Source organism: Micromonospora sp. WMMA1976 (genome assembly GCF_027497335.1).
Lineage (GTDB): Bacteria > Actinomycetota > Actinomycetes > Mycobacteriales > Micromonosporaceae > Micromonospora > Micromonospora aurantiaca.
The window spans coordinates 176,378-202,383 of sequence record NZ_CP114912.1 but is presented as its reverse complement, the minus strand read 5'-3'; the positions used below and the strand labels follow the sequence as shown (position 1 = coordinate 202,383).

At 72.1% G+C, this 26,006-nt stretch carries 30 protein-coding genes and 1 pseudogene; 17 read left to right on the top strand and 14 right to left on the bottom strand.

Annotated features, from left to right (window positions below; genetic code table 11):
- Positions 1-41: 41 nt before the first annotated feature.
- From O7546_RS01000 to O7546_RS00970, 7 genes are all read left to right on the top strand, one after another.
- Positions 42-413, top strand: coding sequence for a hypothetical protein (locus tag O7546_RS01000; protein ID WP_013283763.1), 372 nt, complete (start codon positions 42-44; stop codon positions 411-413).
- Complete coding sequence (locus tag O7546_RS00995; RefSeq protein WP_194798855.1) at positions 406-1,692, top strand: WXG100 family type VII secretion target; 1,287 nt, start codon at positions 406-408, stop codon at positions 1,690-1,692. Before O7546_RS01000 ends, O7546_RS00995 begins: the two co-directional genes overlap by 8 nt.
- Before the next feature lie 160 nt (positions 1,693-1,852).
- Positions 1,853-2,254, top strand: coding sequence for a hypothetical protein (locus O7546_RS00990; RefSeq protein WP_269696010.1), 402 nt, complete (start codon positions 1,853-1,855; stop codon positions 2,252-2,254).
- Between the two features lie 157 nt (positions 2,255-2,411).
- Positions 2,412-3,242, top strand: a complete 831-nt coding sequence (locus tag O7546_RS00985) for a hypothetical protein (protein WP_269696009.1) — start codon at positions 2,412-2,414, stop codon at positions 3,240-3,242.
- A 146-nt stretch (positions 3,243-3,388) separates the two neighbouring features.
- Positions 3,389-3,724 (top strand): YkvA family protein, encoded by a 336-nt coding sequence (locus O7546_RS00980; protein ID WP_013283759.1) that lies wholly within the window; start codon positions 3,389-3,391, stop codon positions 3,722-3,724.
- Positions 3,725-3,754: 30 nt separating this feature from the next.
- Positions 3,755-4,168 carry a TIGR03618 family F420-dependent PPOX class oxidoreductase gene (locus tag O7546_RS00975; RefSeq protein WP_194798858.1) on the top strand — a complete coding sequence of 138 codons (414 nt, stop codon included), beginning with the start codon at positions 3,755-3,757 and terminating at the stop codon, positions 4,166-4,168.
- 146 nt (positions 4,169-4,314) lie between these two features.
- Entirely contained in the window at positions 4,315-4,923 is a 609-nt protein-coding gene (locus O7546_RS00970) for a C39 family peptidase (RefSeq protein ID WP_194798859.1), read from the top strand.
- Positions 4,924-4,973: 50 nt separating this feature from the next.
- On the opposite strand, the gene O7546_RS00965 is transcribed toward O7546_RS00970, so the two are convergent.
- Positions 4,974-5,156, bottom strand: a complete 183-nt coding sequence (locus tag O7546_RS00965; RefSeq protein ID WP_194798860.1) for an antitoxin — start codon at positions 5,154-5,156, stop codon at positions 4,974-4,976.
- Positions 5,157-5,286: 130 nt separating this feature from the next.
- Here O7546_RS00965 and O7546_RS00960 point away from each other — a divergent pair, with 130 nt between their 5' ends.
- Positions 5,287-6,438 (top strand): AI-2E family transporter, encoded by a 1,152-nt coding sequence (locus O7546_RS00960; RefSeq protein ID WP_281600362.1) that lies wholly within the window; start codon positions 5,287-5,289, stop codon positions 6,436-6,438.
- A gap of 9 nt (positions 6,439-6,447) precedes the next feature.
- Here O7546_RS00960 and O7546_RS00955 read toward each other — a convergent pair whose 3' ends face one another.
- Positions 6,448-7,101, bottom strand: coding sequence for a dienelactone hydrolase family protein (locus O7546_RS00955; protein WP_281600361.1), 654 nt, complete (start codon positions 7,099-7,101; stop codon positions 6,448-6,450).
- Positions 7,102-7,360: 259 nt separating this feature from the next.
- Here O7546_RS00955 and O7546_RS00950 point away from each other — a divergent pair, with 259 nt between their 5' ends.
- The 3 genes from O7546_RS00950 (at position 7,361) to O7546_RS00940 (ending at position 8,331) form a co-directional block, all read left to right on the top strand.
- On the top strand, positions 7,361-7,753 hold the full coding sequence (locus tag O7546_RS00950; protein ID WP_013283752.1) for a MerR family transcriptional regulator: 393 nt from the start codon (positions 7,361-7,363) through the stop codon (positions 7,751-7,753).
- A complete protein-coding gene (gene trxA / locus O7546_RS00945; RefSeq protein ID WP_281600360.1) occupies positions 7,723-8,070 on the top strand; it encodes a thioredoxin in 348 nt (115 codons plus the stop codon). The genes O7546_RS00950 and trxA overlap by 31 nt, the downstream gene beginning before the upstream one ends.
- A gap of 81 nt (positions 8,071-8,151) precedes the next feature.
- Positions 8,152-8,331, top strand: coding sequence for a hypothetical protein (locus O7546_RS00940; RefSeq protein WP_281600359.1), 180 nt, complete (start codon positions 8,152-8,154; stop codon positions 8,329-8,331).
- Between the two features lie 42 nt (positions 8,332-8,373).
- On the opposite strand, the gene O7546_RS00935 is transcribed toward O7546_RS00940, so the two are convergent.
- From O7546_RS00935 to O7546_RS00925, 3 genes are read right to left on the bottom strand one after another with little or no spacing between them, the layout of a single operon-like run.
- Positions 8,374-10,749, bottom strand: a complete 2,376-nt coding sequence (locus O7546_RS00935; RefSeq protein WP_281600358.1) for a glycoside hydrolase family 65 protein — start codon at positions 10,747-10,749, stop codon at positions 8,374-8,376.
- Positions 10,746-11,498, bottom strand: a complete 753-nt coding sequence (locus tag O7546_RS00930) for a beta-phosphoglucomutase family hydrolase (RefSeq protein ID WP_281600357.1) — start codon at positions 11,496-11,498, stop codon at positions 10,746-10,748. Before O7546_RS00930 ends, O7546_RS00935 begins: the two co-directional genes overlap by 4 nt.
- A gap of 47 nt (positions 11,499-11,545) precedes the next feature.
- Positions 11,546-12,013 carry a DUF4442 domain-containing protein gene (locus O7546_RS00925; RefSeq protein ID WP_194798866.1) on the bottom strand — a complete coding sequence of 156 codons (468 nt, stop codon included), beginning with the start codon at positions 12,011-12,013 and terminating at the stop codon, positions 11,546-11,548.
- A gap of 131 nt (positions 12,014-12,144) precedes the next feature.
- Between O7546_RS00925 and O7546_RS00920 the strand changes: the two genes are divergently transcribed.
- Together O7546_RS00920 and O7546_RS00915 are read left to right on the top strand one after the other, a co-directional pair.
- Positions 12,145-13,323, top strand: a complete 1,179-nt coding sequence (locus O7546_RS00920) for a Fic family protein (protein WP_281600356.1) — start codon at positions 12,145-12,147, stop codon at positions 13,321-13,323.
- Between the two features lie 86 nt (positions 13,324-13,409).
- On the top strand, positions 13,410-13,934 hold the full coding sequence (locus tag O7546_RS00915) for a hypothetical protein (RefSeq protein ID WP_194798868.1): 525 nt from the start codon (positions 13,410-13,412) through the stop codon (positions 13,932-13,934).
- A 21-nt stretch (positions 13,935-13,955) separates the two neighbouring features.
- On the opposite strand, the gene O7546_RS00910 is transcribed toward O7546_RS00915, so the two are convergent.
- Positions 13,956-14,912 (bottom strand): sulfotransferase, encoded by a 957-nt coding sequence (locus O7546_RS00910; RefSeq protein ID WP_228531256.1) that lies wholly within the window; start codon positions 14,910-14,912, stop codon positions 13,956-13,958.
- On the opposite strand from O7546_RS00910, the pseudogene O7546_RS00905 reads away from it, so the two are divergent.
- Positions 14,911-15,612: pseudogene (locus tag O7546_RS00905) on the top strand (AAA family ATPase); the annotation flags it as partial. The gene O7546_RS00910 and the pseudogene O7546_RS00905 overlap by 2 nt on opposite strands.
- A gap of 30 nt (positions 15,613-15,642) precedes the next feature.
- Positions 15,643-16,023 (top strand): nuclear transport factor 2 family protein, encoded by a 381-nt coding sequence (locus tag O7546_RS00900; protein ID WP_228531403.1) that lies wholly within the window; start codon positions 15,643-15,645, stop codon positions 16,021-16,023.
- Positions 16,024-16,035: 12 nt separating this feature from the next.
- Here O7546_RS00900 and O7546_RS00895 read toward each other — a convergent pair whose 3' ends face one another.
- The 3 genes from O7546_RS00895 to O7546_RS00885 are packed head-to-tail and all read right to left on the bottom strand — an operon-like array spanning position 16,036 to position 17,923.
- Positions 16,036-16,947, bottom strand: coding sequence for an aminoglycoside phosphotransferase family protein (locus tag O7546_RS00895; protein WP_194798871.1), 912 nt, complete (start codon positions 16,945-16,947; stop codon positions 16,036-16,038).
- Positions 16,944-17,132 (bottom strand): DUF397 domain-containing protein, encoded by a 189-nt coding sequence (locus O7546_RS00890; RefSeq protein ID WP_194798872.1) that lies wholly within the window; start codon positions 17,130-17,132, stop codon positions 16,944-16,946. The genes O7546_RS00895 and O7546_RS00890 overlap by 4 nt, the downstream gene beginning before the upstream one ends.
- Positions 17,123-17,923: a helix-turn-helix transcriptional regulator gene (locus tag O7546_RS00885; protein ID WP_269695995.1), complete on the bottom strand. Its 801-nt coding sequence runs from the start codon at positions 17,921-17,923 to the stop codon at positions 17,123-17,125. Before O7546_RS00885 ends, O7546_RS00890 begins: the two co-directional genes overlap by 10 nt.
- A 157-nt stretch (positions 17,924-18,080) precedes the next feature.
- Here O7546_RS00885 and O7546_RS00880 point away from each other — a divergent pair, with 157 nt between their 5' ends.
- Together O7546_RS00880 and O7546_RS00875 are read left to right on the top strand one after the other, a co-directional pair.
- A complete protein-coding gene (locus O7546_RS00880) occupies positions 18,081-18,329 on the top strand; it encodes a hypothetical protein (RefSeq protein WP_194798874.1) in 249 nt (82 codons plus the stop codon).
- Positions 18,326-18,658 (top strand): hypothetical protein, encoded by a 333-nt coding sequence (locus O7546_RS00875; protein ID WP_194798875.1) that lies wholly within the window; start codon positions 18,326-18,328, stop codon positions 18,656-18,658. Before O7546_RS00880 ends, O7546_RS00875 begins: the two co-directional genes overlap by 4 nt.
- Positions 18,659-18,691: 33 nt before the next feature.
- On the opposite strand, the gene O7546_RS00870 is transcribed toward O7546_RS00875, so the two are convergent.
- The 5 genes from O7546_RS00870 to O7546_RS00850 form a co-directional block, all read right to left on the bottom strand.
- The gene (locus O7546_RS00870; protein WP_194798876.1) at positions 18,692-20,005 is read right to left on the bottom strand and encodes an ABC transporter ATP-binding protein; all 1,314 of its coding nucleotides are present in this window, start codon (positions 20,003-20,005) and stop codon (positions 18,692-18,694) included.
- 157 nt (positions 20,006-20,162) lie between these two features.
- Complete coding sequence (locus O7546_RS00865) at positions 20,163-22,346, bottom strand: bifunctional glycosyltransferase family 2 protein/CDP-glycerol:glycerophosphate glycerophosphotransferase (protein WP_194798877.1); 2,184 nt, start codon at positions 22,344-22,346, stop codon at positions 20,163-20,165.
- A 16-nt stretch (positions 22,347-22,362) separates the two neighbouring features.
- Positions 22,363-24,315, bottom strand: a complete 1,953-nt coding sequence (locus O7546_RS00860; protein WP_281601133.1) for a DUF5941 domain-containing protein — start codon at positions 24,313-24,315, stop codon at positions 22,363-22,365.
- Between the two features lie 83 nt (positions 24,316-24,398).
- Complete coding sequence (locus O7546_RS00855) at positions 24,399-25,142, bottom strand: ABC transporter ATP-binding protein (protein ID WP_013283732.1); 744 nt, start codon at positions 25,140-25,142, stop codon at positions 24,399-24,401.
- Positions 25,143-25,970, bottom strand: a complete 828-nt coding sequence (locus O7546_RS00850) for an ABC transporter permease (protein WP_194798878.1) — start codon at positions 25,968-25,970, stop codon at positions 25,143-25,145.
- Between the last annotated feature and the right edge of the window lie 36 nt (positions 25,971-26,006).

Sequence of the window (26,006 nt, the reverse complement as noted above, 5' to 3'; positions counted from 1 at the left end):
TACGGCGAACGGTTATCGACGATGACTACGGGGATGCAGCCATGACGGGGCGCACGACGGTAGACGTACTGTCCTTGGAGGACTTCCACCAGCGGCTCGAGCGGCGCCTGCACGAGGCGGAGTCGGTGTTGCGCAAGCTCAACACCCAGATGCAGTGCCGCCCGCCGGCGCTCGGCACGTTCACCGACGCGACCGACAACGCACGTCGCTACTCCGAGACGCACCAGAGCTACGTCAACCACGTCGACCGGCTGCGCCGGGCGATCCTGGCCGCCCGCGAGGCGACCCACAAGATCATGACGAACTACAAGACCGCCGAGGCCCGCAACGCCGCCGCCGCGGCCGACATCGCCGCCGCCCTCTCCGGGCTCAACGAGGCGATGAAGCAGCCGAAGGAGGACCCGCGTGTCTGAGTACACCCGGCGCTACGAGCACGTCAGCCACGAGGAGCTCTACCAGGGCGTCAACGCCGGCGACCCGAAGCAGATCGAGGCGCTCAGCGCCCAGTGGACCTCCCTGAAGGGCACGCTCGACGACCTCGGCCGCGACCTGACCGCCGACCTGGAGGCGCTGGCGAAGACCTGGACCGGCGACGCCGCGCGGGAGTTCCACCGTCGGCTGGACATGGTCGTCCGCTACTCCGGCAACCTGTCCGAGGGCATGACCGGCATCCGGCAGGGCCTGGACATGATGTCCAGCGAGCTGCGGGCCGCGCAGTCCAAGGCGGAGAGCCCGGAGAAGACCGACGACAACGACAAGCTGCTCTCCGGCGCCGGCAAGGGCTTCCTGATCGGCGGCGCCCCGGGCGCGGTGATCGGCGGGATCGTCGGCCACCAGCAGGACAAGGCCGAGCAGGAAAAGGCGCACCAGCGGATGGTGCAGGTCGTGGCGAAGCTCGCCGAGGGCTACGACTTCTCGGCGTACGGCCGCATCGTCGTGCCGGACCCGCCGGAGACCGAACTGCCCGGCCACACGAGCAACGGCGACCCGACGCTGCAGAACGGCCCGTCGGTGAAGACGCCGTCGTCCGGCCCGAGCCTGGGCAGCTTCGGCCCGGGCGCCAACGCCACCGCCACCTCGTCGGGCGTGCACCACACGGCCCCGACCGGCGGTACGCCGGGCGAGGGCACGCCCGGTGCGGGCACTCCGGGCGGCCAGCCCGGCGCCGGCGCTCCGGGTTCGGTGCCGACCAGCGGCACCGTCGACCCGGGCGGCACCTCGCTGGCCGGTGCCGCGCCGCTGACCAGCACCGTCGGTGGTCCGACGATCGGCGGCGGCCCGGGCTTCGGTCCAGGCGGTGCCGGCCCGACGACGATGAGCGCCGGCGGACCGGGTGGCGGGCTCTACGGCGCCCCCGGTGTGCTGAGCACCGGCTCGCTCGCGGGCACCGGCACCAACGCGGCGTCCTCGGCCCGCTTCGGCGGCATGTCCGGCGCGGAGAACCGCTCGGCGGCCGGCACCGGCCGGCTCACCTCCGGTCGTGGCCTCGTCGTCGACGCCGGAAGCAAGGGCGCCGAGCGCACCGGCGGCGCCACCGGGCGGCCCGCGATGGCCGGCCGCAGCGGCGTGCTGGGCGGGCGCGGCGGCCACGGCGACGACGAGTCCGACGGCCGGCTGACCTGGCTCACCGAGGACGAGATGGTCTGGAGCGACGGCGACGCCGCCCCGCCGCCGGTGCTCGGCGGCAACTGAGCCCGGCCCTCACGAGACGGCGCGGCACCCCGGAAGGGGCGCCGCGCCGTTGCGCGTCGGGCCTGCGCGGATGTCCGTCCACACCGACCCGTGGGGTGGCTCACGTAACCCGCAAGATCCTTGAGCTGCGGGATCGTCCGTCGACCGATAGGTTGAACAGGTGCTGCCCGTAGCGTTCACCCCGTCCACCTGGACGGCGACGCTGCGCCGGATCGCCCGCACGGCTGTGGCCGGCCTGGTGATCATCGTCGGCCTCCAGGGCATCGCCGCCGCACCCGCCCACACCGCTGCGGCCTCGCACGCCACAGTCGTCTCGCACGCCGTCGCGATCGAGCACGTCGCGGCGCGGCAGGCGGTCACGACCGGCGCCGCGCGTTCCGCCGGCCTCCCGGCCGCCGACGCGACGACCGCTGCCCCGCGGACCACCGGCCCCGGCACCGGCCCGGCCGTAACGGAAGCCCTCTCCACCGACTCCGCCGGGCGCGTCCCCGGCGTCGAGGTCGTCGCCGCCGCCGACCCCGGCCGGGCGGACATCGCCCGTCGCGGTCCGCCGCGCGCCTGACCGGGCGCCCCTTCCGGTACGCCCCGGCGCGGCCCCACCGGCCGCACGCCTCGCGCCCTGCCGCGCGTCCCGTCGCGTCCGAGTCACGACGCGCACCCACCCGGATGTCCGGGCCACGACCGTTTATCGTCCTTCGTTCCACCACGAGGTGCTGGTGATGCAGACCGTCTTCTCCTCCGTCCTGCCCGACATGCCCGCGGTCGCCGTGATCTGGCTGGTCCTGCTCGCCGTGGCTGCGACAGTGGTCACCGCGCTGATCGTCCGCCCGTCCCGGTTCCGCTCGGAACTGATCGACCGGATCAGCGACGCCGCCCGGCCGAGCAGCATCGATCGGGCCGAGCGTGCCCGCGTACGGGGCCAGGAGCAGATCCGCTACGCCGACGAGGTGGCGGTGGCCGCGTCCCGTGCCACGGCGACCGCCGAGCGGAGCCGATCCGAGTGGCTGACCGCCCAGGAGGAGGCCGAGGCCGCCTGGCAGGCGTACCAGGCGGCCGAGGAGGACGTCCGTCGCCTGAGTGCCGCCGCGGCGCTGCCGCTGCCCCGGACCGCCCGGACCCCGGCCGAGTACGCGGACCGGGAGCGCTGGCTGCACCGGGCCGCGATGGACGCCCAGTGGCGGAACGAGATCACGGTGCGGCAGCTCAGCGACATCCTCGGCGGCAACGGCTGGGACCCGAGCCGGCATCCGGTGGAGCAGGAGCTGCTGCTGCGCCGGCTGGTCCGGGACAACATGGCGGCCCGGCACCGGGCCGCGATGCAGCGGGAGCAGGCCGCCTGGCAGGCGGCCGAGCTGGCCGCGGCGGCGGCGCAGAGCCTGCGTGACGAGGCGTTCGCGGCCCTGCACCCGGTCGCCGAGCCGCAGACGGAACTCTCCATCGTCGGGTTCGCCGGCCCCGAGGCCACCCGGGAACTGCCGACCGCGGCGGGCGTGGAGACCACTCGCGAGCCGACACCGGTGGCCCGGGGCCGGGCGGCGGTCGTGGCCTGAGAGCACCGTGGCCCGGGCTCGCGGATGGATGACTTCCGAGCCGTTTGTCGGCGGCGGCCACAGGAAGTAGCGGACACCACCGAGAACGGGGAGGCTCGGAGCTTCGACACCGCGCGGCCCGGGCCCGGCTCGGCTAGCGTGGTGGCGTGTCCCGTGAAGCCTGGGTGCTGGTCGTCCTCGCCGCCGTCCTCGCGGCGGCCATGCTGGCCGGGGCGGTACTGCTCGCCATCCGGGTGGTCCGCACCCGCCGGATGCTCGGCGCGCTCGGCGCCGGCGGCAAGGTCGCGTTCTACGGCGCGCTGATCTACACGATCCTGCCGGTGGACCTGCTGCCCGACCCGATCTACCTGGACGACATGGGCGTGCTGGCCGGCGCGCTGTTCTACCTGGGCCGGCTGGTCGCCAAGCACCGCGCCGAGCAGCGGGCCGCCGGGGAGTCTCCGGTGGCGACGTTGCCGCCCGGCGCGGCACCCCGCCGCTGAGACGTCACCGGCACGGAACGAGGAGACGACATGGCGGCACGGCACCGGCTGGATCCGAACGACGAGCGGGTGGCCCGCTTCTTCGCGGACCGGCACCTCGCCACGCTCACCACTCCGCGTGCCGACGGCACTCCGCACGTCGTACCCGTGGGAGTGACCTTCGATCCCGCGGCCCGGCTGGCCCGGGTGATCACCTCAGCCGGGTCGGCCAAGGCCCGGCACGTCGCGGCGGCCGGGCCGGACGGCGTCCCGGTCGCGGTGTGCCAGGTCGACGGCCGCTGGTGGCTGACGGTGGAGGGCCGCGCGGTGCTGCGCCGCGACCCGGAGTCGGTGGCCGAGGCCGAGCGCCGGTACGCCGAGCGGTATCGCACGCCGCGCCCGAATCCGGAACGGGTGGTCATCGAGATCGCGGTGACCGGGCTCCTGGGAAGCCTCCCCGACTGAGGCGTCTGTCCGGTTCCGCGGTGGCACCGGTCACGGCCGGAAATGAGCCGCAGCGGCAGGGCGGTTGAACTCTCCGTACGCCGAGCGCCACTCCTGGTGCCGCGTCTCCCGCACGGAGCCGTCGACCCCCGAATGGAGCCTCGACCATGAACCCGATCATCCGTAAGTGTGTGCTGTCCGTCGCCGGTCTGGCCGCGGCCGGCGGTGCCGTGGCCGGTCCGGCCGCCGCCCACGCCGCCCCGGTCAAGGGCAAAGGCGACCGTGCCGCCGACTACGAGTACCAGGCACAGCCGAACTACTTCTACTGCGGTCCCGCCTCGACCCGGATCGCCCTGTCGGCCGAGGGCAGGGACGTCAGCCAGGACGAGCTGGCGACGAAGCTCGGCACCACCGAGAACGGCACCGACTCGGCCATCGACATCACCCGCGTGCTCAACGAGTACACGGGTGGCAAGTACAGGACCACCGAGATCCGCGACGACGTGGCCACCCGGGACCAGGTCGAACGTCTGCGCGCGGACATCCGTACCGCTGTGGACGACGACCGCCCGGTGGTGGCGAACATCCTGGGCGGCGCCCGGGACATCGACGGGGTGGAGCACAGCTACCCCGGCCACTACGTGACTGTCGTGCGGTACGAGGGCGACGGCGACCGGGTGCTGATCGCCGACCCGGCCCGGCCGGACGAGCCGACGTACTGGATGGACGTGACCGAGCTGGCCAACTGGATCGCCGGCCGCGGCTACAGCTCCTGACCCGCACGGGCCGGTCCCCTTCTGGGGGGCCGGCCCGCCGTCGAGGTACGTCAGCGGCCGGTGTCGCCGTCGCCGGTGCGCTGCTGCGCCATGTCGACGCCCTTGTCGATCTGCGCGTCGTACTTGCCGCCGCTGCGCTTGTCCGCCGCGTCACCGGCCTTCTCGATGCCCTGGTCGACCTGCTTGTCGTGCTTGTCGGCGAAGTCCTTGGCCTTGTCCATGAAGTCACTCATGCCCGATCTCCCTTCGATACGGTGAATGCCTTCCCGGAGGCCGGGGGCACAAACACCGGGTGGGCGGTTACGTCCCTGGTGTCGGATCGGCCCGCGTCGGGTACCAACGGCCCGGATCGAGGAGGGCGACGTGGACGACGACGCTGGCATAACCGGGCGGGCACCGACCGCCGGACCGCGGCAGACCTGGGCGGGACTTCCCTGGCCGGTACGGACGGCGGTCACCTGGAGCGCCTGCCTGCTGGTGGTGACCGCCGGGCTGTGGCTGCTGGGGCAGATCGCCGTACTGCTCGCGCCGCTGGCGGTGGCGCTGGCCGGCACGCTCTTCCTCGCCGCGCTGCTCGACCCGATCCTGGTACGCCTGCGCCGGCTGCGGGTGCCGGCCGGGCTCGCCGCACTGCTGAGCATCCTGCTGCTGCTCGGCATCCTGGGCGGCGCCGGCGTCCTGGTCTGGAACCTCACCGCGAGCCAGTTCAGCGAGTTGAGCCAGCAACTCGACGAGGGGTTGCAGCGCACCCGGGACTTCGTCACGTCCAGCCTGCCGGTCACCGACCAGCAGCTCGACCGGCTCGTCGAGCAGATCCGGCAGGGCCTGAGCAGCGGCGCGCCCGACCCGGTCGCCGGTGCGCGCAAGGTCGCCGAGGTGGCGGGCGCGGTGCTGCTCGCCCTGGTGCTGCTGTTCTTCCTGCTCAAGGACGGCCGCTCGATGTGGCACTGGGTGCTGCGCCGGCTCACCGGCCCGCGCCGGGAGCTGACCGCCGAGGCGGGACGGGCGGGCTGGCGGACGCTCGGCGCGTACAGCCGGGGCACGATGATCATCGCGGCCATCGACGCCATCGGCATCGGGCTGGCCCTGGTGGTGTTGCGTGTCCCGCTGGCCCTGCCGCTCGCCCTGATCACGTTCCTCGGCGGGTTCGTACCGATCATCGGCGCCACGGTGGCCGGTGCGGTGGCGGTGCTCGTCGCGCTCGCCGCGAACGGTCCCACCACCGCGCTGCTGACGCTGGCCGCCGTGATCGCCGTCCAGCAGATCGAGGGCAACCTGCTGGAACCACTGGTGATGCGGCGGCAGGTGCAGCTGCACCCGGCGGTCATCCTGGTGGTGGTCACCGCCGGCACGCTGGTGGCCGGGGTCGCCGGGGCGTTCGTGTCGGTGCCGATCGCGGCGGTGCTGTGGCGGGTGCTGGACACCGTCCAGCGGCACCGCGCCGCCGAGCGGAGCGGCTCCGACGTTCCCGCGCCGACCGCCGACCCGGGCCGCGCCGCCGAGGCGGCGGGCTGACGGCGCCGGTCAGGCGGGGTGTGGCTGGCGCAGGTGCGTGGTGAACCACGTACCTGCCTGGTCGGCCACCTGCTCCAGCGTGCCGGGCTCCTCGAACAGGTGCGTGGCGCCGGGCACGATCCGCAACTCGGCGACCTCGCCCAGCGCGTCCCGGGCCTGCTCGTTGAGCACGATCACCTGCTCGTCCAGGCCGCCGACGAGCAGCAGCGTCGGTGCGCGTACCGCGGTCAGTGAGCTGCCGGCCAGGTCGGGCCGGCCGCCCCGGGAGACCACAGCGCCCACCCGGTCCGGCCGGGCCGCGGCGGCGACCAGGGCGGCGGCGGCGCCGGTGCTGGCGCCGAACAGTCCGATCGGGAGCCGCCCCAGCTCCGGGTCGGCACCCATCCAGTCGACGATCCCGGCCAGGCGCCCGGCCAGCATGCCGATGTCGAAACGCAGTTCGGCGGTGATCTCGTCCCGGGCCTCCTCGTCGGCGGTCAGCAGGTCGACGAGCATCGTGGCGAGCCCGCGTTCGTTGAGCGCGCGCCCGACGGCCGTGTTGCGCGGGCTGTGCCGCGAGCTGCCGCTCCCGTGAGCGAACAGCACCACCCCCCGCGCCTCGGCAGGCACCACCACGTCTCCCACGAGCCCGCCGTCCACCACAGGCACCGAGACCTCACGCATCTCCTCCACCCCCCTCTCGCCCACCCCCGCTCTCCCCCACGGCATACCCCCCACCCCGACGATCATGAAGTTGGCGGCCCAGAAAGCCCCCGCCCCCTATCGGGTTGATCATGAAGTTGGCGGCAGATTCCGAGATCCACAACGCCGTCAACTTCATGATCGACGGGGACAGCAGGGGAAGACGGACGCGCGCGGGGTTGCGTTGACGTCGGCGGCAAGGTTTAGCGTCAGCCTGGCAGTGAGGGACGGGGGGCGGCGGATGCGGATCGGGGAGCTGGCGCAGCGGGCCGGTACGAGCACCCGCACCCTGCGCTACTACGAGGCCCACGGCCTGGTCCGGCCGAACCGGTCCGCCAACGGATACCGGGTCTACGACGAGGCGGAACTACGCGTCGTCCGCGAGATCCGGTCCCTGTTGGCGATCGGCTTCGGCCTGGACGACATCCGCCCGTTCGTCGCCTGCCTGCGCGCCGGGAACGACTCCGGTGACGTCTGCCCCGATTCGGTGGCGGTGCTGCGGCGCAAGCTCGCCGAGGTGGACGACTACCTCGACCGGCTGGGCGACGTCCGCCGCCGGCTGCACGACCAGCTCGCCCACGCGATCGCCCAACGGGAGGAAACATGTCTCAGGACACGGGGACCGGCCGGCTGAACCCGGTCACCGACGACACCTTCGCGGCCACCGTGCTGGCCGCCGACCGGCCGGTGGTGGTGGACTTCTGGGCCGAGTGGTGCCCGCCGTGCCGGGTGGTGTCGAAGCACCTGGCCGAGCTGGCCGAGGAGTTCGGCGACGCGCTGCGCTTCGTCACCCTCAACACCGACGAGAACCCGGCCACCGCACGCGCGCACCGGATCATGTCCGCGCCGACCATGCTGGTGTTCCGGGGCGGCGAGGTGGTCGGCTCGATCGTCGGCTCCCGCCCGAAGGACCATCTGCGGCGCAGCTTCGCCCAGCACGTGGACGGCTGAGCCCGCGCCTGGACGGTTGAGCCGCCGCCGGGCGGGAACGCGCCGGGTGACCACGGACCCCGACCGATCGCGAGGATCGTCATGGCGAAACAGGACAGGTCCCGGGACCAGGAACTCACCGACCAGGAACGCCGCAAGCAGGAGCTGAAGGACTCGCCGGACTGGGCCGACCGCGCCGCGACGGCGCGGACGTCCGACGATCCGCGGGCCACGGCGCCGCGCGACACCGGCGGGCGTCCGTCAAACGGCCGCCAGTTCTGAGGTACGTGTACCGAGCGGTCCCGCCCCTCGTGGCGGGGCCGCTCAGTCCGTGCGTTCCGGCAGGTGCATCAGCGGCGCGCGGCCCTGCGGCTGCTCCGGCTGCGGCCCGCTCGGGTGTGCCGGTGGCGGCACCGCCACGGTGACCGGCTGCGCGGAGGTGACACGCAGCGGCTCGCCGTGGTGCCGCAGCTCCACGACGGTGTCCGGGCCGCCGTTGCGCAGCGAGTACGTCGTCTGGTGCGGCCGGACGTCGACGCGCAGCCGCATCCCGTGCCACTGGAGCGAGAACTCCAGGCGGCTGAGGCGGCTGGAGAGCCGGGGCGCGAAGGAGAGCATCCCGTCGTGGTCCCGCAGCCCGCCGAACCCGGCGACGAGCGCGATCCAGGCGCCCGCCAGGGACGCCATGTGCACGCCGTCGCGGGTGTTCTCGTTGAGGTCGTGCAGGTCCATCAGCGCGGCCTCGCGCATGTAGCGGTGGGCCAGTTCGAGGTAGCCGACCTCGGCCGCCAGCACCGCCTGGGTGCAGGCGCTCAGCGACGAGTCGCGTACGGTGCGCCGCTCGTAGTAGACGAAGTTGCGCAGTTTCTCGGCGGCGCTGAACGCGTCGCCCCGCCAGTGCATGGCGAGCACCAGGTCGGCCTGCTTGACGACCTGCTTGCGGTAGAGGTCGAAGTACGGATAGTGCAGCAGCAGCGGGTACTTCTCCGGCGGCGTGTGCTCGAAGTCCCACTCCTGGAAGCGGGTGAATCCCTCCACCTGCTCGTGCACGTCGGTCTCCGCGTCGTACGGGACGTGCATGTCGTTGGCGGCGTCCCGCCATGCGGCTGCCTCCTCCTCGGTGACGCCGAGGTCGAGCGCCTGGTCCCGGTAGCGCATCGCGCAGTCCGCGGCGGTACGCAGGTTCCGCTGGGCCATCAGGTTGGTGTAGACGTTGTCGTTCTTCACCGCCGTGTACTCGTCCGGGCCGGTGACGCCGTCGATGTGGAACCGCCCGGCGCGGTCGTGGTGGCCGAGCGAACGCCACAGCCGGGCGGTCTCGACGAGCAGTTCCAGCCCGATCTCCCGTTCCAGCGCCTCGTCGCCGGTGACCAGCACGTAGCGGCGCAGCGCGTCGGCGACGTCGGCGGCGATGTGGAACGCGGCGGTGCCGGCGGGCCAGTACGCCGACGACTCCGGCCCTTCGATGGTGCGCCACGGGAAGGCGGCACCTTCGAGGTTCAGCGTGCGGGCGCGTTCCTGGGCCTGGGCCATCGTGTCGTACCGCCACTGCAACGCGTCGCGGACCGCGCTGGGCTGCGTGTAGGTGAGCACCGGCAGCACGAACATCTCGGTGTCCCAGAACGCGTGGCCGTCGTACCCCGGGCCGGTGAGGCCCTTGGCCGAGATCGGCCGCCGTTCCGCGCGGGCGCCGGCCTGGAGGACGTGGAAGAGGCCGAACCGGACGGCCTGCTGCACCTCGGGGTCGCCTTCGACGCGCACGTCGGCGGCGTCCCAGAACGCGTCCAGGTATTCGCGCTGGGCCCGGCGCAGGCCGTCCCAGCCGTCGAGCCGGGCTGCGGCGAGCGCCGCGCCGACCTGGTCGCGTAGCGCCGGCAGGGACCGGCGGCTGGACCAGCCGTACGTGAGGTACTTGACCACGCGCAGCGTCTGGCCGGGCTTGAGCACGCAGCCGATGGTGGTGCGGACCCAGTCCTCGTACCCCTCGCTCTCGATCGTGGTGCGTTCGGGCCCGTCGACGTCGTGGCCCATCGCGGCGGCGACCCGCAGACCGCTGACCTTGGTGCGGTGGATGAGCTGGCCGCCGTCGTCGGTGGTCAGCTCCTCCTCGGCCTGCAACGGCGACTCCAGGACGGCGGCGACCCGGGGGTCACGGCTCTGCGGCGGCAGCGACTCGTTGGCGACCAGCTCGGACTGGAGGATCAACCGCAGCGGCCCGTCGACCGGTTCGACCTCGTAGTGGATCGCCGCCACCGAGCGCTGGGTGAACGACACCAGGCGGGTGGTGCGGACCTTGACCTCCCGGCCGGCCGGGGAGCGCCAGTGCAGGTCCCGCTGGAGCGTGCCGGCGCGCATGTCGAGGACCCGCTCGTGGGCGAGCAGTTCGCCGTAGCGCACGTCGAGCGGCTCGTCGTCGACGAGCAGCCGGATCAGTTTGCCGTTCGTGACGTTGACGATGGTCTGCCCCGACTCGGGGAAACCGAAGCCGGCCTCGGCGTACGGCAGCGGGCGCAGTTCGTAGAACGAGTTCAGGTAGGTGCCGGGCAGTCCGTGCGGCTCGCCCTCGTCGAGGTTGCCCCGCAGCCCGATGTGGCCGTTGGACAGCGCGAACACCGACTCGGACTGGGCCAGCACGTCCATGTCGAGCTGCATCTCCCGGACGTGCCAGGGCTCGACCGGATACGCCCGTTCCCGGATCACGCGGCCGGCTCCGCGGCGAGCAGGTCGGCGAGGTCGGTGACCACCACGTCGGCGCCGTGCGCCAGCAGCTCGTCGGCCTGGTCGACCCGGTCGACGCCCACCACGTACCCGAATCCGCCGGCCCGCCCGGCGGCGACACCGGCGAGGGCGTCCTCGAAGACGGCGGCCTGCGCCGGTTCGACGCCGAGCAGCCGGGCGCCTTCCAGGAACGTGTCCGGGGCCGGTTTGCCGCGCAGCCCGTTCGCGCGGGCGACCACGCCGTCCACCCGCGCCTCCAGCCAGCGGTCCAGTCCGGCGGCGTGCACCACGGCGGCGCAGTTGGCGCTGGCCGAGACGACGGCGCGGCGCAGTCCGGCCGTGGTGGCCGCCTCCAGGTAGCGCACCGAACCCTCGTACACCTCGACGCCGTGCTGCTCGATCCGCTGGAGCAGCACGACGTTCTTACGGTTGCCGAGGCCGTTGACGGTGTCCGCCTCGGGCGGGTCGTCAGGCGATCCCTCGGGCAGCGTGATGCCGCGCGAGGCCAGGAATGTGCGCACCCCGTCGGCGCGCGGTCTGCCGTCCACGTACCGGTTGTAGTCCGGTCCGGGGTCGAACGGGTGGAACGGCTCGCCGGTTTCCGCCGACCGTCGCCGCAGGTACGCGTCGAACGTCTCCGCCCAGGCGGCGTTGTGCACCTTGGCGGTCTGCGTCAGCACACCGTCCAGATCGAAGAGACAAGCGCGCACGTGCGCGGGGAGGCCCAGCATCGCTTGAATCTATCCAGCCCTCGCACCGGGCAAACACCATTCGGCGCTCAGCGGTTCGGGCGCAGCGTCCAGATCACGGTGAGCGAGGAGGTGAGCGTGCCGTCCTCGGTGTGGACCTCCACCTCGACCGGGAACTCCGGCCGCCGTCCGGCGTCCAGCTCCGCAAGCACCTCGGCGGGTACGCCGCCGAGCCGCGCCGTCGCCAGCACCGGCCCCATCGCCACCTTGAGGTAGCGGATGGTCGCGGTCACGGCCAGGGGTACGGCCCGGTCGAGCACCTGCCCGAACGCGGCCAGCACAACAGCGCCCGAGGCGGTCTCCCCCAGCGTGAACATGGCCCCGGCGTGCGGGCCGCCCACGTGGTTGTGGTGCGCCGGGTCGTCGGGGAGCCGGACCACGGCCCGGACCCCGCCCTCGGCCTCGGGCGCCACCTCGACGAACTCGATTCCGAGCGTGCGGGCGAACGGCACGGCTTCGAGGAGACCGGCCGCCACCTGGCGAGAGTCGATACTCATGCCCGAACGCTACTCGCCAGTAACTTCCCCGGCAAGGCATCGGGTCACGATGTCCCAATGTCACTAACTAAGTGACATCCGCGTCGACAAACGCTAGGCTTGTCTCTTATTAAGAGACATTAGGACATGAGATGATCTACGCCACCCCAGAACTCAGCGATCACGACGAGACCGTGCTGGCGGAGGTGCATGACATGCGCCGCACCCTCGCCGATGTCCTGCGCACTCCTCGCCGGTGGACCGGTGGCCTCCGACGCACGATGTTGGCCCGCGCGATTCTCGGCTCCAACAGCATTGAGGGCTACGTGGTCGCCGAGGACGACGCCGCCGCCGCGCTCGACGGCGAGGAACCGCTGAGCGCCGACGACCGGACCTTCGCCGAGATCCGGGGCTATCGGCAGGCTCTGGGATACGTGCTGCAAACCGCCGGGGATTCGCACTTCCGCTTCGAGACGTCGGTGATCCGCAGCATGCACTACATGATGCTCTCGCACGATTTGGGCAAGAGCCCGGGGCAATATCGCAAGGGCTCGATCTATGTACACGATGAGCGGACCGATGAGCGGGTGTACGAGGGCGCGGACGCTGACCACGTACCTCACCTCATGGAGGAACTAGCCGAAGATCTACGGTCGGACGTGACCGCCTCCCCGCTCGTCAAAGCAGCCATGGCGCATCTGAACCTGGTGATGATCCATCCGTTCCGCGATGGCAACGGGCGGATGGCACGCGCCCTTCAGACGCTGGTGCTTTCCCGCCGCGCAATCGTTGAGCCAGCCTTCTCCAGCATCGAGGAATGGCTGGGCAGCAACACGGAGGACTACTACCGAGTGCTGGCGGTTACCGGACGGGGCCGCTGGAACCCCGAGGGTTCGGCGCACCTCTGGGTGTCGTTCAACCTGCGCGCCCATCACATGCAGGCGCAGACCGTCGCGCGCCGCTTCGGTGAGGCGTCTGGCATCTGGTCGAAGTTGGACGCGATCGTTGGCGAGAACAGGCTCCCTGAGCGGGTGACCGATCTGCTCTACGAGGCAGTCCTGGGCTATCGCATCCGCCGCTCCGGGTACGTCAAACTTGCCGATGTCGAGGATCGGACCGCATCTCGTGATCTGGCCAACCTTGTCGAGCACGGGCTACTGGAAGCACGTGGCGAACGGCGGGGAAGGCACTACGTCGCCGGTCCCACGCTGGTGATGGTGCGGGAACGGGTCCATGCTCAGCGCAAGCCGATCAGCGACCCCTATCCGGCCATGCCGGTCGTTCTCGCGACCGAGGCTGCCAATACGACCGGCTCAGGTGAGCGGTTGTAACCACGGTCCATTTCACGGCGCTGTCCGGCCCGGTGATCAGTCCAGCGGCGTTTCGGCGGCTGCCGACTCCGGGTAGCGAGTGGCCCATGAACCGCGATCTCGCGCGCGGGCTGACGGTGGCGTGGGCGCTGCCGGAGTTCCGCGACGGGCTGCGTCACCTCGTCGACCTCGACGAGGTGACGGTGCTGCTGGCCGCGCTGTCCCTTCCGGACCGCGACCGCGAGGTCGAGCGCAGCGCGCTGGGCCTGCTGCGGTCCGGGCTCGACAGCACCGAGGTCCGGGAGGCGGTGTTGCTGCTGCTGGAGCGGGACACCGTACGCCGGCCGCTCGTCGCCGCGGCGGTGGAGCCGCTCGCCGACCGGCCCGGCCTGGTCACCGCCGTCACGTCCGCGGCCGAGGATCCCCGGGTACGCCACGAGGTACGGGCGATGCTGGACAGCGCCGACGTCCGCGAGCTGATCTGGCGGGCGGTCGACGACCAGGTGAGCGACAACCGGTTCGGGCTGATCCGCCGGGCGGCGGTACTGTTCGTCAGGCACCCCAGCGCGCGACGGCTGGGGTGGGCCCTGCGCCGGCACGGCGTGCTCCGCGAACTGCGCCACAAGGCGTGATCCGGGGAGCCATCGCGGCCGTCACTCGTACCCCATCGCGGGGATGATCTCGCCCAACTCCCGCTCGACGTACGCGCGGGTGCCGGCGTCGAACTGGTCGTCGCGGTGCGCCAGCTTGTCCGCCTGGAACGTCAACGCGGTGACGGCGTCCTCGACGCCGAGCCGCTCGAACAGGGCCCGCCGCTGCCCGGGCCAGTCGGCCGCGAGGTCCTCCGCCTTCACCTCGACGTATCGCCGGCCCGTCAGGTCGGCCGCGTTCCTCCAGGCCAGCCATCGGTGGTAGACCGGCACGAGGTAGGCGAGCACCCCGTCGACAGTGGACGGCGCCCACGGTTGGGCCAGGTGGGAGGCGAGCACCGAGACCGGGTGACGCTTGATGTGCACGATCGTCGCCTCGGGCACCAGTTCCCAGAGGAAGTCCAGGTTGAAGAGGTTGAACGGCGTCTTCTCGCACCAGGTCGGCTTGCCCGCGTCGGCCGCCGCCCCACCGAACAGGGTGTCGACCAGGCCCCGTAGGACGCCGATCAGTTCGCTCCGGTCACTGAAGTACCTCGGGACGGCCCGCCGTCGGCTGGCCGGCCCGAACGGCCCGGCGGGCCGGTCGCCGTCGCCGAAGCCCTCCGCGGGCGCGGGCTCCTCGAAGGCGTGCGCGATGAGCTGCGGCCAGAGCCGGTGTACGGCGTCCCGGTACCGACCCACGCCGACCAGCTCGGGCACGGTCTTGCCTCGGTCGTCACGCCGCCCGGGCACGCGTACGGTGAGGAAGTCGCTCAGCCGGTGCAGCGCGTCCTCGCCGACGATGGGGTCGTACCGGTCGGTGAGCGCGTCGGCCAGGTCCCGCAGGCCACCCGGTTCGACGAGGAACTTGGTCTCCATCGGGATCCGGTGGATCAGCGGATGCTGGCCGATGACGTCGGCGATCCGCGACGTGCCCGAACGACCAGTGCCCGCGACGAAGACCGGTGAGGGGGACGGCATGGACGGCAGTCAAACTCCCGGCCCGGCGCGGGGGCAATCCATTTATCCCCGCCGCGATCAGCTGATCGACCTCCTGGCCGACGCGGTCGGGTCCGTCACAGTGGCGCACCCGACGCGGGTCGCCGTCGACGGGCCGCCCGCCGCCGGCAAGACCACGCTCGCCGACGAGCTGGCCGCCGCCCTGCGGGCCCGCGGCCGGTACGTCATCCGGGCGACGGTCGACGACTTCCTCTTCCCCCGGGCACGGCGCTACCGACGCGGCGAGTTCTCGGCGCAGGGCTGCTACGTCGACACCCACGACCACGGGACGCTCAAGCGGGTGCTGCTCGATCCGCTCGGTCCGGGCGGCGAGCGGCGCTTCCGGCACACGGTCTACGACCACGCCACCGACGAGGTGCTGTCCCCGCCGCTCACCACCGCTCCCGCCGACGCCGTGCTGGTGTTCGACGGCGTCTTCCTCCTGCGCCCGGAACTGCTCGACCGGTGGGAGCTGCGCGTCTTCGTGTCCACCGCGCTCGACAAGACGGTGGATCGTGCCGTGATCCGCGAGAGCCGCGTGTCAACGAGAGCCGACGTGGAACGGCGCTGGCGGGAGCGTTACCTGCCCGCCCAGCGGCTCTACTTCGCCACGGCCCGCCCGGCCGAGCACGCCCACGTCGTCGTGCACAACGACGATCCCCGGCAGCCGATCTGGGAGACCCGGACCCACCCGGGTGGCAGGCTGGCAATCATGGACAGGAATCGGGTGGCCGCCTGGATCGCGGCGTACGAGCAGGCGTGGCGCACACCGGGAACGGCGGCGCTGGGCACGATGTTCACCTCCGACGCGACCTATCGGCAGGGGCCGTACCGGGATCCGGTCGTCGGCCTGCCCGCCATCACCCGCATGTGGGACAGCGAGCGTGACGGACCCGACGAGGTCTTCGAGATGACATCGGAGATCGTCGCGGTCGACGGCGACACCGCTGTGGCCCGGGTACAGGTGCGGTACGGCGACCCCGTGCACCAGGAGTGGCGCGACCTCTGGATCATGCGGTTCGCCGAGGACGGCCGGTGCGTGTCGTTCGAGGAGTGGCCGTTCGCGCCGGAGAAGCGGGCCGCCGCCGGCTGAGAGACCGGCCGCCTATTCGGCGAACATCTCCCCGAGGATGCGTTGCGCCTCGGCCGACTCCTCCGCGTCCTCGGGGTCGTCGAAGGTGCGGGAGTAGGTGGAAAGCGTCTTCCAGAGGGCCCAGCCACGTCCGCGCGCCCAGGTCGCGTCGTCCACCGAGAGCCGCTCGCGGAACGCCGCCCGGCCCTCGGCGGTCAGCAACGTCCAGGCGATCGCCAGGTCGCAGGCCGGGTCACCGACGCCGCATGTCCCGAAGTCGATGACGGCCGCCAGCCGGCCGTGCGCGAGCAGCAGGTTCCCCGGGGCGATGTCGCCGTGGAACCAGCGGTCCACCCCGTCCCAGCGGGCGCCGACCGCTCGCGCCCAGATCTCGCGTATCAGCGCGGCATCGACGTGGCCGTCCAGCGCCACGAGCGCATCCTCGACCTTCTTGTCGTACGTGCGCAGCGTGCCGCCCCGGAACCAGTTGTGGACGCCCGGCTGCGGACCACCGGCGGCGTCGACGTCCCGCAGGGCCGCGAGGAATCCGGCCAGGTCGAGGGCGAACCGCACCGGGTCGGCGATCCGGCCCACGGCGGCGGTCTCGCCGTCGAGCCAGCGGTAGATCGACCACGGATACGGGTAGCCCGCACCCGGTTCGCCCTTCGCCAGCGGTGCGGGGATTGGTAGCGGCAGCCGAGCGGCGAGGGCCGGGAGCCACAGGTGTTCCTTCTCGACAGCCAGGGCGTACTCGGCAGCGCTGGGCAGGCGCGCCAGCAGCTCGGGGCCGAGGTGGAAGGTCCAGTTGTCCCAGCCGCCCTTGGCGACCGGTTCGATCCGGAGCTCGGCCAGGTGCGGGAACTGGTCGGCGACCAGGCGACGCACTTGCGCCACGTCGACGGCGGTGCGCCGTGGCGGGGGACCGAGATCCGGTACGTCGGTCACGCCCGTTTGGTGTGCGCGACGAACGCCGCCCAGCTCGACGGCGTGAACGTCAGCGCCGGCCCCTGCCGGTCCTTGCTGTCCCGCACCCCCACCACACCGGGCAGGTTGTCCGCCACCTCGACGCAGTCGCCGGAGTTGCCGCTGCTGCGGGTGCTCTTGCGCCAGATCGCGCCGGTCAACTCCATCGCTTCGCCGCCTCCGAGATCGCCGCCAGAGTCGCCCCGTGCGGCATAGCTTCCGCACGCACCGACTCCCAGGTTTGCCGAAGTGATTTTACGTCCGCGTGCCGCTCCACGATTGTGCCGTGCAACTGGTTGTCCAGGTAGCCCACGTCGTCACCGTCGGCGGGGGTCGCGAGCACGAAAGCACCGTTGAGCCCCGGATAGGCACCGACCGCTTCCGGCACCAGGTGCAGGTGCACGCGAGGCCGACGACCCACCTCGACCAGATGCGCCAACTGCTCCCGCATCACCTTTGGGCCGCCGACGGCGCGAGTGAGCACCGAATTGTCGAGCACTGCCACGAACTGCGGCGGAGCCGGGCGATCCAGCACCACCTGCCGCGCCATCCGTGCGGCCACCTGCTGCTCCATAGCATCACCGACAAGTGGGCTAGCGCCCTCGTGCAGCGCACGGGCGTACTCCTCGGTCTGCAACAGGCCGGGCACCACCAGCGGTTGGAAGCTACGCAGTGAGGCAGCCTCCTGCTCGATGCTCACCCACTCGCGGAACCACGGCATCAGCGCCTCCTGCATCAGCGCGTCCCGGATCCGCACCAGCAGGCCGCCGCCGTTCAGCACCTCGTCGCAGCGCTCGGTGAACTCGGCGCGCGGCGCCCGGCGGCACTGCTCGACGGCCGCCACCAGCGACGCCGAATAGCTCACCCGCTCGCCCAGCGCCTCCTGCGTCAGCCCGGCATCGGTACGTAACCGGCGCAGCTCACCGGCGAACAGTTCCCACAACGGCACACGGATCATCTGCACACCTCTGCACACGGCTGCACACGGAAATCGGCCGGTCGGACGGCCGGGAAGGTGGGGGTGGAACGCCTTCCGACCCTAGCGGCGCGGTGACGAGACTGTCACGCAGTGGAGCCGAATTCGTCCGGTTCCCGCTACCGAGAGGAGTTGCGCCGTGCGACTGCGCTGGTTCCGCTGCCGGGGTGCGTCGGCACCGACACTGCCCCACCGGGTACGGGGCGACAACCTGCCGGAGTGGATGCGGCAGCCGACGCGTCCACTGCCGACGATGGGCCCCGGCCGGGTCGGCAACCTCACCCCGGCCCAGCAGTGGCGGGCGAACGGCGGTCGCTGGTCCGTACCGGAGCAGCGCGGAGGCGACGCCGACAACCGGCGAGACGGCCACCACGAGGAGCGCCGGTGATCAGCCACCAGCTCGGGCAGCCGCCGGACGGGCCCAGGCCCGATCGTCCCCGGCCGTATCCGTTGCACGCCACCCCGCACACGCCGCTGCGTCCGATGTGGTGTTGCCGGGCCTGCGGCCAGCCGTGGCCGTGCCCGATGGCCCGCCTGCTGCTCAAGACCGAGTACGAGGACAACCAGATCGGCCTGGCCATCTACCTGTGCGGGCTGTTCTACGAGGCCACGCGCGACCTCTACCGGCTCAACCCGGACGACGCGCCCGCCCCCGCCGACATGTTCGCCCGCTTCGTCGCCTGGGGCCCGCACCGGCGGCCGATCATCCGCGGATGAGCCGTCCGCCCGTCCGCGGATGCGACCGGCAGTTCACCGCCAGCCGACGTCGATACGGTCGCCTCGCTCGTCGAAGAAGTGCAGCGCGTCCATCCGCACCTGCACGGCGAGCGGGTGCCCGGGCGACACCTGCGGGTACGGCGCGAGCCGTACCGCCAGTTCCGCCGGACGACGGTGGTGGCGGCCCGGGTCGGGCAGCACGCTCGTCCGGTTGCCGCCGCCTCCGCCCGCCTCCGGGGCCGGGGCCGACGACTCCGTCGCGCGGCCGGTGAGCCGCTGCATCACCTGGTTGAACCGGCGCAGGCCGCGCTGGCCCGGTGCGGCCTGCTCGACCGGCGTGCCCATCTCGTCCACCACGATCGCGGTCGCGCCGATGTCGAGGAACGCGAGCGACTCGTGGCCGTGGTGCTCCAGGTAGCGGATGCGCCCGTGCAGCACGTCACCGGCGGTGTCCGGGGCGACCGGGGTGAGCGCCTCGGCGCGCATGCCGACCACGATCCGCTCACCGTGGTAGTGCGCCACCGCACGGCTGCGGATGTCGTCCCAGGGCAGGTAGAGCGACTGCTCACCGAGGTTCAGCGCGACGTACCGGTCGAGGTGGACGTAGACCGACGCCTCCAGCAGGTTCATCCGCGGGCTGCCCAGGAACGCGGCGACGTAGAGCGTGGCCGGCCGCCCGTACACCTGGGTGGGGGTGCCCACGTCCTGGAGCACGCCCTTGCGCATGATGGCGACGCGGTCGGCCATGGTCAGCGCCTCGGCCTGGTCGTGGGTCACGTAGATGGTGGTTACGCCCAGTTCGCGGGTGAGTCCGGAGATCTCCGCCCGCAGTTCGGCGCGCAGCCCGCTGTCCAGGTTGGAAAGTGGCTCGTCCATCAGGAACAGGCCGGGCCGGCGCACTATCGCCCGCCCCATCGCGACCCGCTGCCGCTGGCCGCCGGAGAGCTGGCTGGGCTTGCGCCCGAGCACGTCGCCGATGCCGAGCGCGCTCGCCACGTCCTGGATCCGCTCGCCGCGCGGGGCGGGCTCGACGCCGCTCAGGCGCAGCGGGAAGCCGATGTTGTCGCCGACCGTCATGTGCGGATAGAGCGCGAAGTCCTGGAAGACCATGGCGATCTTCCGGTCGCGCGGTGGCAGGTCGTTCGCCAGCTCACCGCCGAGCATGATGGCACCGGAGGACGGGTCCTCCAGCCCGGCCACCATGCGCAGCACTGTCGATTTGCCGCATCCCGACGGGCCGAGCAGCACCATGAACTCGCCGTCGTTGACGTCCAGATTGATGGTGTCGACCGCGACTGTTCCGTCCGGGAACACCTTGGTGACATCCTTGAGCGCGACGGTCGCCACCGTCACCTCCCCAGTTCTTCGCCCCAAACCCGGGAATGACTGTGACCAGGATCATCTGATTCGCACATCGGGTAAACGTGCCATGTTCAGCTCGTGACAGTCCTATTAAGCGGTATTCGCCGGTCTCTGTTGTTAAGTGACCTGCCGGTAACCCCTTTTACGGCGATTCGCCGAGGAACACGCGGCGCACCACGCGCTCGGCGGCGTGGCCGTCGTCGAGCGCGCAGAACCGCGACCGGAACGCCGTCCGGGCCAACTCGGCCGCCTCGTCGTCGACCGCGCCGGAACGGAACACGTCGAGCAGCCCGGGGAAGTCCCGCGCGACCGCGCCGGGCGGCTCGGCCAGCAGGTCGAAGTAGACGCCACGGGCAACCCGGTAGGCGTCCCAGTCCGGCGCGTAGACCACGATCGGCCGGTCCAGCACCGCGTAGTCGAACATCGCCGAGGAATAGTCGGTGACCAGCACGTCCGCCGCCAGGTAGAGGTCCTCCACCCGCTCGTACGCGCTCACGTCCAGCACGCCGTCCGCCGCCGGCCCCCGGGGATGCCGCTCCCGGTCGTGGAAGTAGTGGCTGCGCATCAGCAGCCGGCCCCGGGGCCCGAGCACGTCGAGCATCCGGTCCGGGTCGAACGGCGGCCGCCACCCGGGCAGGTGCTCCCGGTGCGTCGGCGCGTAGAGCACCACGTACTCGTCGGGTGCGATGCCCAGCGCCGCGCGGACCTGGCCGCGGTCCTCGGCGGTGGCCAGCGCCAGCCGGTCGTTGCGCGGGTAGCCGACCTCGAGCGTGGTGTAGTCCGCCGGGTACGCCCGCTCCCACATCTGCGTGGAGAAGCTGTTCGAGGTGATGCTGTAGTCCCAGCGGTCGACCCGGCGCAGCAGGCCGGCGAAGTTCATCCCCATCGCTCCCACCGGGTAGCGCTGCTGGTCCAGGCCCATCACCTTGACCGGCGTGCCGTGGTGGGTCTGCACGTGCACCGACCCGGGCCGCTTGCGCACGAAGTCCGGGAAGTTGACGTTGTTGACCAGCCAGCGGGCGCGGGCCAGGACGCGGTGGTACTCGCGGCTGCCGGCCACCACGTACTCGACGCCCGGCGGCAACGTGGCCACCCGGTCGCGGCGGACGACCCACACGCCGCGTACCTGCGGCGCGAGCCGGCGGGCCGCCTCGTAGATCGCCGCCGGGTTGCACGAGTAGCCCCGGTACCAGTAGGCCGCGTACACGGCGAGCGTCGGGTCGATCGGCCGGTGCAACTCGGCCCGGTAGTACTCGCCCAGCGCCAGGTCACGCGCCCGCCGGGCGGTACGCCGCACCACAGGTGTCACCCGTCGCCGGGCCCGCCGCGCGGTCCGCCGGGCCGTCTCCCCCGCCTGGTGCGCCTCGCGCAACGCGCTGAACGTCCGCCAGCGCCCGGCCGCCACCAGCCGGTGCTTGAGCCCTTCCGGGCCGGGCGGGACCGGGTAGCCCTCGGACGGCAGGAACCGCACGTAGTCGGCGTGCATCTGGGCGAAGAACGGTGCCCGCAGCTCGGGCGCGATCCGGTCGCCGTTGCCGAGCACCGTGAGGTAGTGCCAGATCATCCGCTCGAAGACGGCCGGCCGCAGTCCGGTCACCTGCCAGCGGTCCATCAGCCCGAACACCCGGTGCCACTGCGCGAAGACCTCGAAGTGCCGGTCCCCCCGGGTCTTCGTGATCGCGCCGGTGCGGCGTTGCCGGTAGTTCAGGCAGATCCGGTCGAGTACGCCGATCCGCCCGGCGGCCATCAGCGCCGGATAGCTGAACGACACGTCCTCGTACCAGCCCGGTTCGAAGCGCAGCCCGCGTTCGAGCAGGAACTCCCGGCGTACCACCCGGTTCCACGCGGTGTGCAGCAGCTTCAGCGTCTCCGGCCGGTCCCGCAGCGTGAACGTCGTCGCGCCGGGCGGGTCGGGGAACACGTCGCGCATCGCGCTGCGGGTGCCGATGTTGTTCCAGTGCGCCCGGACGTGGTCGACGATCAGCACGTCCGGCGCGGTGTCGCGGAGCCGGTCCGCGACGTGCGGCAGGCAGCCGGGCACCAGCCAGTCGTCCCCGTCGACGAACCACACGTACTCGCCGACGGCCCGGTCCAGCCCGATGTTGCGGGCCGGACCGAGCCCGACGTTCTCGGCGAGCCGCACCGGGCGGACCCGGGGGTCACGCAGCGCGTACTCGGCCAGGATCTCGCCGCTGTCGTCCGGGGAGGCGTCGTCGACACCGATCACCTCGATGTCGCCGAACGGCTGGTCGAGGATCGAGTCGAGGCATTCCCGCAGGTAGCCCTGCACCTTGAAGGCCGGCACGACGAAGCTGATCAAGGTCACCCCGGCCCGCCCTCCGTCAGCCCGGCGAGCGCACACCCCCACGGGCGCGGGCCGGCAGGACCACCCAGGCGAGGACCACGCTCGCGACAAAAACCACGAGAAGGTACGCACCGAGTGTAGCCAGAGCGATACTCGCATATCCGGCGATCAGCCCGATTACCAGCAACACCGAACGGGCCGCCCAGCCCAGCGTGGCGGCGTGCAACGGCGGCGCCGACTGCCGCTTCTCCAGCCGGGCGGTCAGGTCGTAGTGGTGCAGCGTCAGCACCAGCACGTACCCGAAGATCAGCCACGCGGGCGCCCGGCCCGCCACCCCGATCGCGATCGCGAACAGGTACTCGGCGGCTCGCAGCGCAGCAGGCACCAGCCAGTCCAGCGACCCGTCGTGCGACGCCCGCGAGCCCTGGGCCGCACCGAGCAGCAGCACCAGCGCGAGCACCGGCACCCAGATCGGCAGGTCGCCGCCGCCGTGCACCGCGAGCAGCGCCCACACCAGCGTCCCGGCCGCGCCGAGCGCGCCGAGCACCGCCAGCAGCAGCGGCCGTCGTGCGACCGGCAGCGTCCGGGCCAGCAGGCCGTCGTCGCGGTGCAGAGCCGCGTCCACAGTGGTCAGCACCGGCACCCGCATCCACCGCGCCCGCAAGGTCCGCAACCCCCCGGTGTACGCGAACGCCAGCGTCCCCCAGGCCATCACCGCGACCAGCGCCACCAGCGGCCCGAACAGCGCGGCGGCAATGGCGATGAGCGCCCACCGCTCCCCGATCGGGAACACCACTGTGCGCTTCAGCCAGTACGACACCGAGCCGGTGTCCGCCTGCACCCGGGTCGACGCGGCGTTCAGCTTCCCGCCGATGCCGCCCGCGTCGGCGCTCACCACCTTCGGCCGCCGGGCCGCCTCGTCGTGCAGCGCGCCGTACCAGGTGTCGGTCATGTGCCGCACGGTCTGCAACGTCATCGCGGCCAGCGCCAGCGCCCAGCCGTAGCGGAATCCGGCATGCGTGGCGCCGAAGCCGAGACCGGCGTAGACCACGTACTCCTTGAACCGGTCGGCCATCGTGTCCAGCCAGCCGCCCCAGGCGCTGAAGTGCCGGGTGTAGCGGGCGAGCTGCCCGTCCACGCAGTCCAGCACGAAACCCAGGTAGAGCAGGACCGCGCCGGCCACCAGCGCGGGCCGTCCACCGGTGCCGAACAGCACCGCCGCGGCCACCGCGAACGCCACCGAGACCAGGGTGACCCCGGTCGGACCGATCCCGATGCGTGCCGCCGCCTTGGTGACGTACGGGGACCAGGTGCTGACGAAGAACGTGGTGAAGAAGTCGTCCCGCTCCTTCACCGACAGCTTCAACTCGGCGCGGTCCTCGTCGACGGCGGCCACCGCCGCCTCGGCCGCCGCCCGCTGCGCCTCGTCGCCCACCCGGTGCGCCACGAGCAGACGTACCCGGTGGGCGAAGATCAGCGTGCCGCGGGCGGCGAGGCCGGCCACGAGCCGGTCCACCGCGTCCAGCGGCCCGCCCCCGGCGGTGCCGGGCGCGGCCGGGGCGGCCAGGTCGGACGGCGGCACGTCGGGGACGGTACCCGCGGCGCGGCGGGCGGCCTCGGCGAGCGCGGGCAGGTCGGCCGCGCCCACCCGCAGCGCGCCGCCGAACACGCCGCTCGGGTCGGCGGCGCCGACCTCGACCACCTGCCCGCGCTCCTCGCGCACCGTGGCCTGCCCAGGAGCGGGCGGATCGGTGAGCACCAGCGCCACCGTCGGCCCCACCGGGCTGGTCGCGAGGTGCTTGAGTACGGCGGTGTGCGCCACCAGGTCAGCGCCGCTCACCAGCACCGGCCCGGTCGCGCCGGCCACCAGGTCGGCCAGCTCGGTCAGGTCGGCGGCAATACGCACGTCGTCCGCCCCGGCCCGGCGCCACTGCGCGGCCAGCCGCTCGGTGAGTGGTTCCCCGGCAGGTCGGCCCGCTGTCGGCTCGATCGGACGGCCCGGCTCGGCCGGACGGCCCGGCGGCTCGGTGAGGTGGCCCGCCGCCGGTTCGGCGGCGAGCACGATCGCGAGCGTCACCGCTTCGCCGCGTCGGCGTAGGCCGCCAGCGCCTCGTCGATCGTCCCGTCGACGATCAGCCGTCCGGCGTCGAGGTACAGCCCCCGACGGCAGAACCGGGTGAGGTCCTTGTCGTTGTGTGACACCAGCACCAGCGTGCGCCCTTCCGCGAGAAGTCGCTCGATGGTCGCATAGCACTTCGCGCGGAACTCCGCGTCCCCGACCGCTGTCACCTCGTCCACAAGCAGCACCGGGTGCGGCAGGTGCGCGATCACCGCAAACCCGAGCCGCACCTTCATCCCCGACGAGTAGTGCCGCACCGACGTGTCGATGGCCCGTTCCACCTGCTCACCGGCGAACGAGACGATCTCGTCGAAGTGCTCCCGCAGGTACGCCGACGACAGCCCGTGCAGCCCGCCCACCAGGTAGAGGTTCTCCCGCCCGGTCAGGTCGCCGGAGAACCCGGCGGACAGTTCGAGCAGCGGCGCCACCCGGCCGTGCACCCGGATCGAGCCCTCGTCCGGGATGAGCACACCGGCGATCAGCCGCAGCAGCGTGCTCTTGCCGGTGCCGTTGCGGCCCACCACGCCCACCGTCTCGCCCGGCTCGACCCGGAACGACAGGTCACGCAGCGGCCAGAACCGGCCCGCGTCCGGGTCGCGGGCGCCCCGGTGCACGATCAGCTCCCGCAGCCGCAGCTGACGGCGCCGGTTGCGGACGAACCGGATGCCGAGCCCGTCCGCCTCGATGATCGGAGCCATTCAGAGTTCCTTCAGCACTGCCGGTTCGAGGCGGTGGAACGCCCACCAGCCCAGCGCCAGCACCAGCACGCTGCCGGACACCGTGATCGTGAGCAGCCGGGCATCGGGGAACTCGTCCGGATACCAGACCGCGTGGTGCAGCTGGAAGATCCCGACCAGCGGGTTCAGCTCGTACCCGATCTTGAGCCAGCCCGGCATGCCCGACTCCCGCACCAGGCCGAGCGGATAGATGATCGGCGTCGCGTAGAACAGCAGCCGGATGATCAACCGCATGGTGCGTTCGATGTCGCGCATCAGCACGTTGCCCGCCGACAGCAGCAACGCCAGGCCCACCAGCAGCACGAACTGCACCGACACCGCCAGCGGCAGGGCGAGCAGGCTCCAGCCGGGGCGGATCTTCCCCTGGCTCGCATAGATCGCCGCGACGGCGGCCAGGATCGGCAACCCGGCCAGGTACTCGGCGAACCGGCCGGCGACCCGCCCGATCGGGAAGATCGGCCGAGGCAGGTTCATCGTGGTGATCAGCCGGGACTGCCCGGTGAGCGCGTTCGCGGCCTCGGTCAGCGCCGAGCTCGCCCACATCCAGGCGAAGATGCCGGTGATCAGGAACAGCGGGTACGACCCGGCCGCCTCGCCCAGGTGCCGCCGGGTCGCGCCGGAGTAGAGCACGCCGAAGACGAACCAGTAGATCAGGCCCATGCCGAGCGGCTCGATCAGCGACCAGAAGTAGCCCAGCACCGACTGCTGGTACTTCACCGCGAGATCCCGGCGGACCAGGATGCGCAGCGAGGTGCGGGCGGACCAGAGCGCCGCGACGCCTGACGTCACCGCATGATGGTCGCTTTGTCAGTCGCGCTCCCGGGC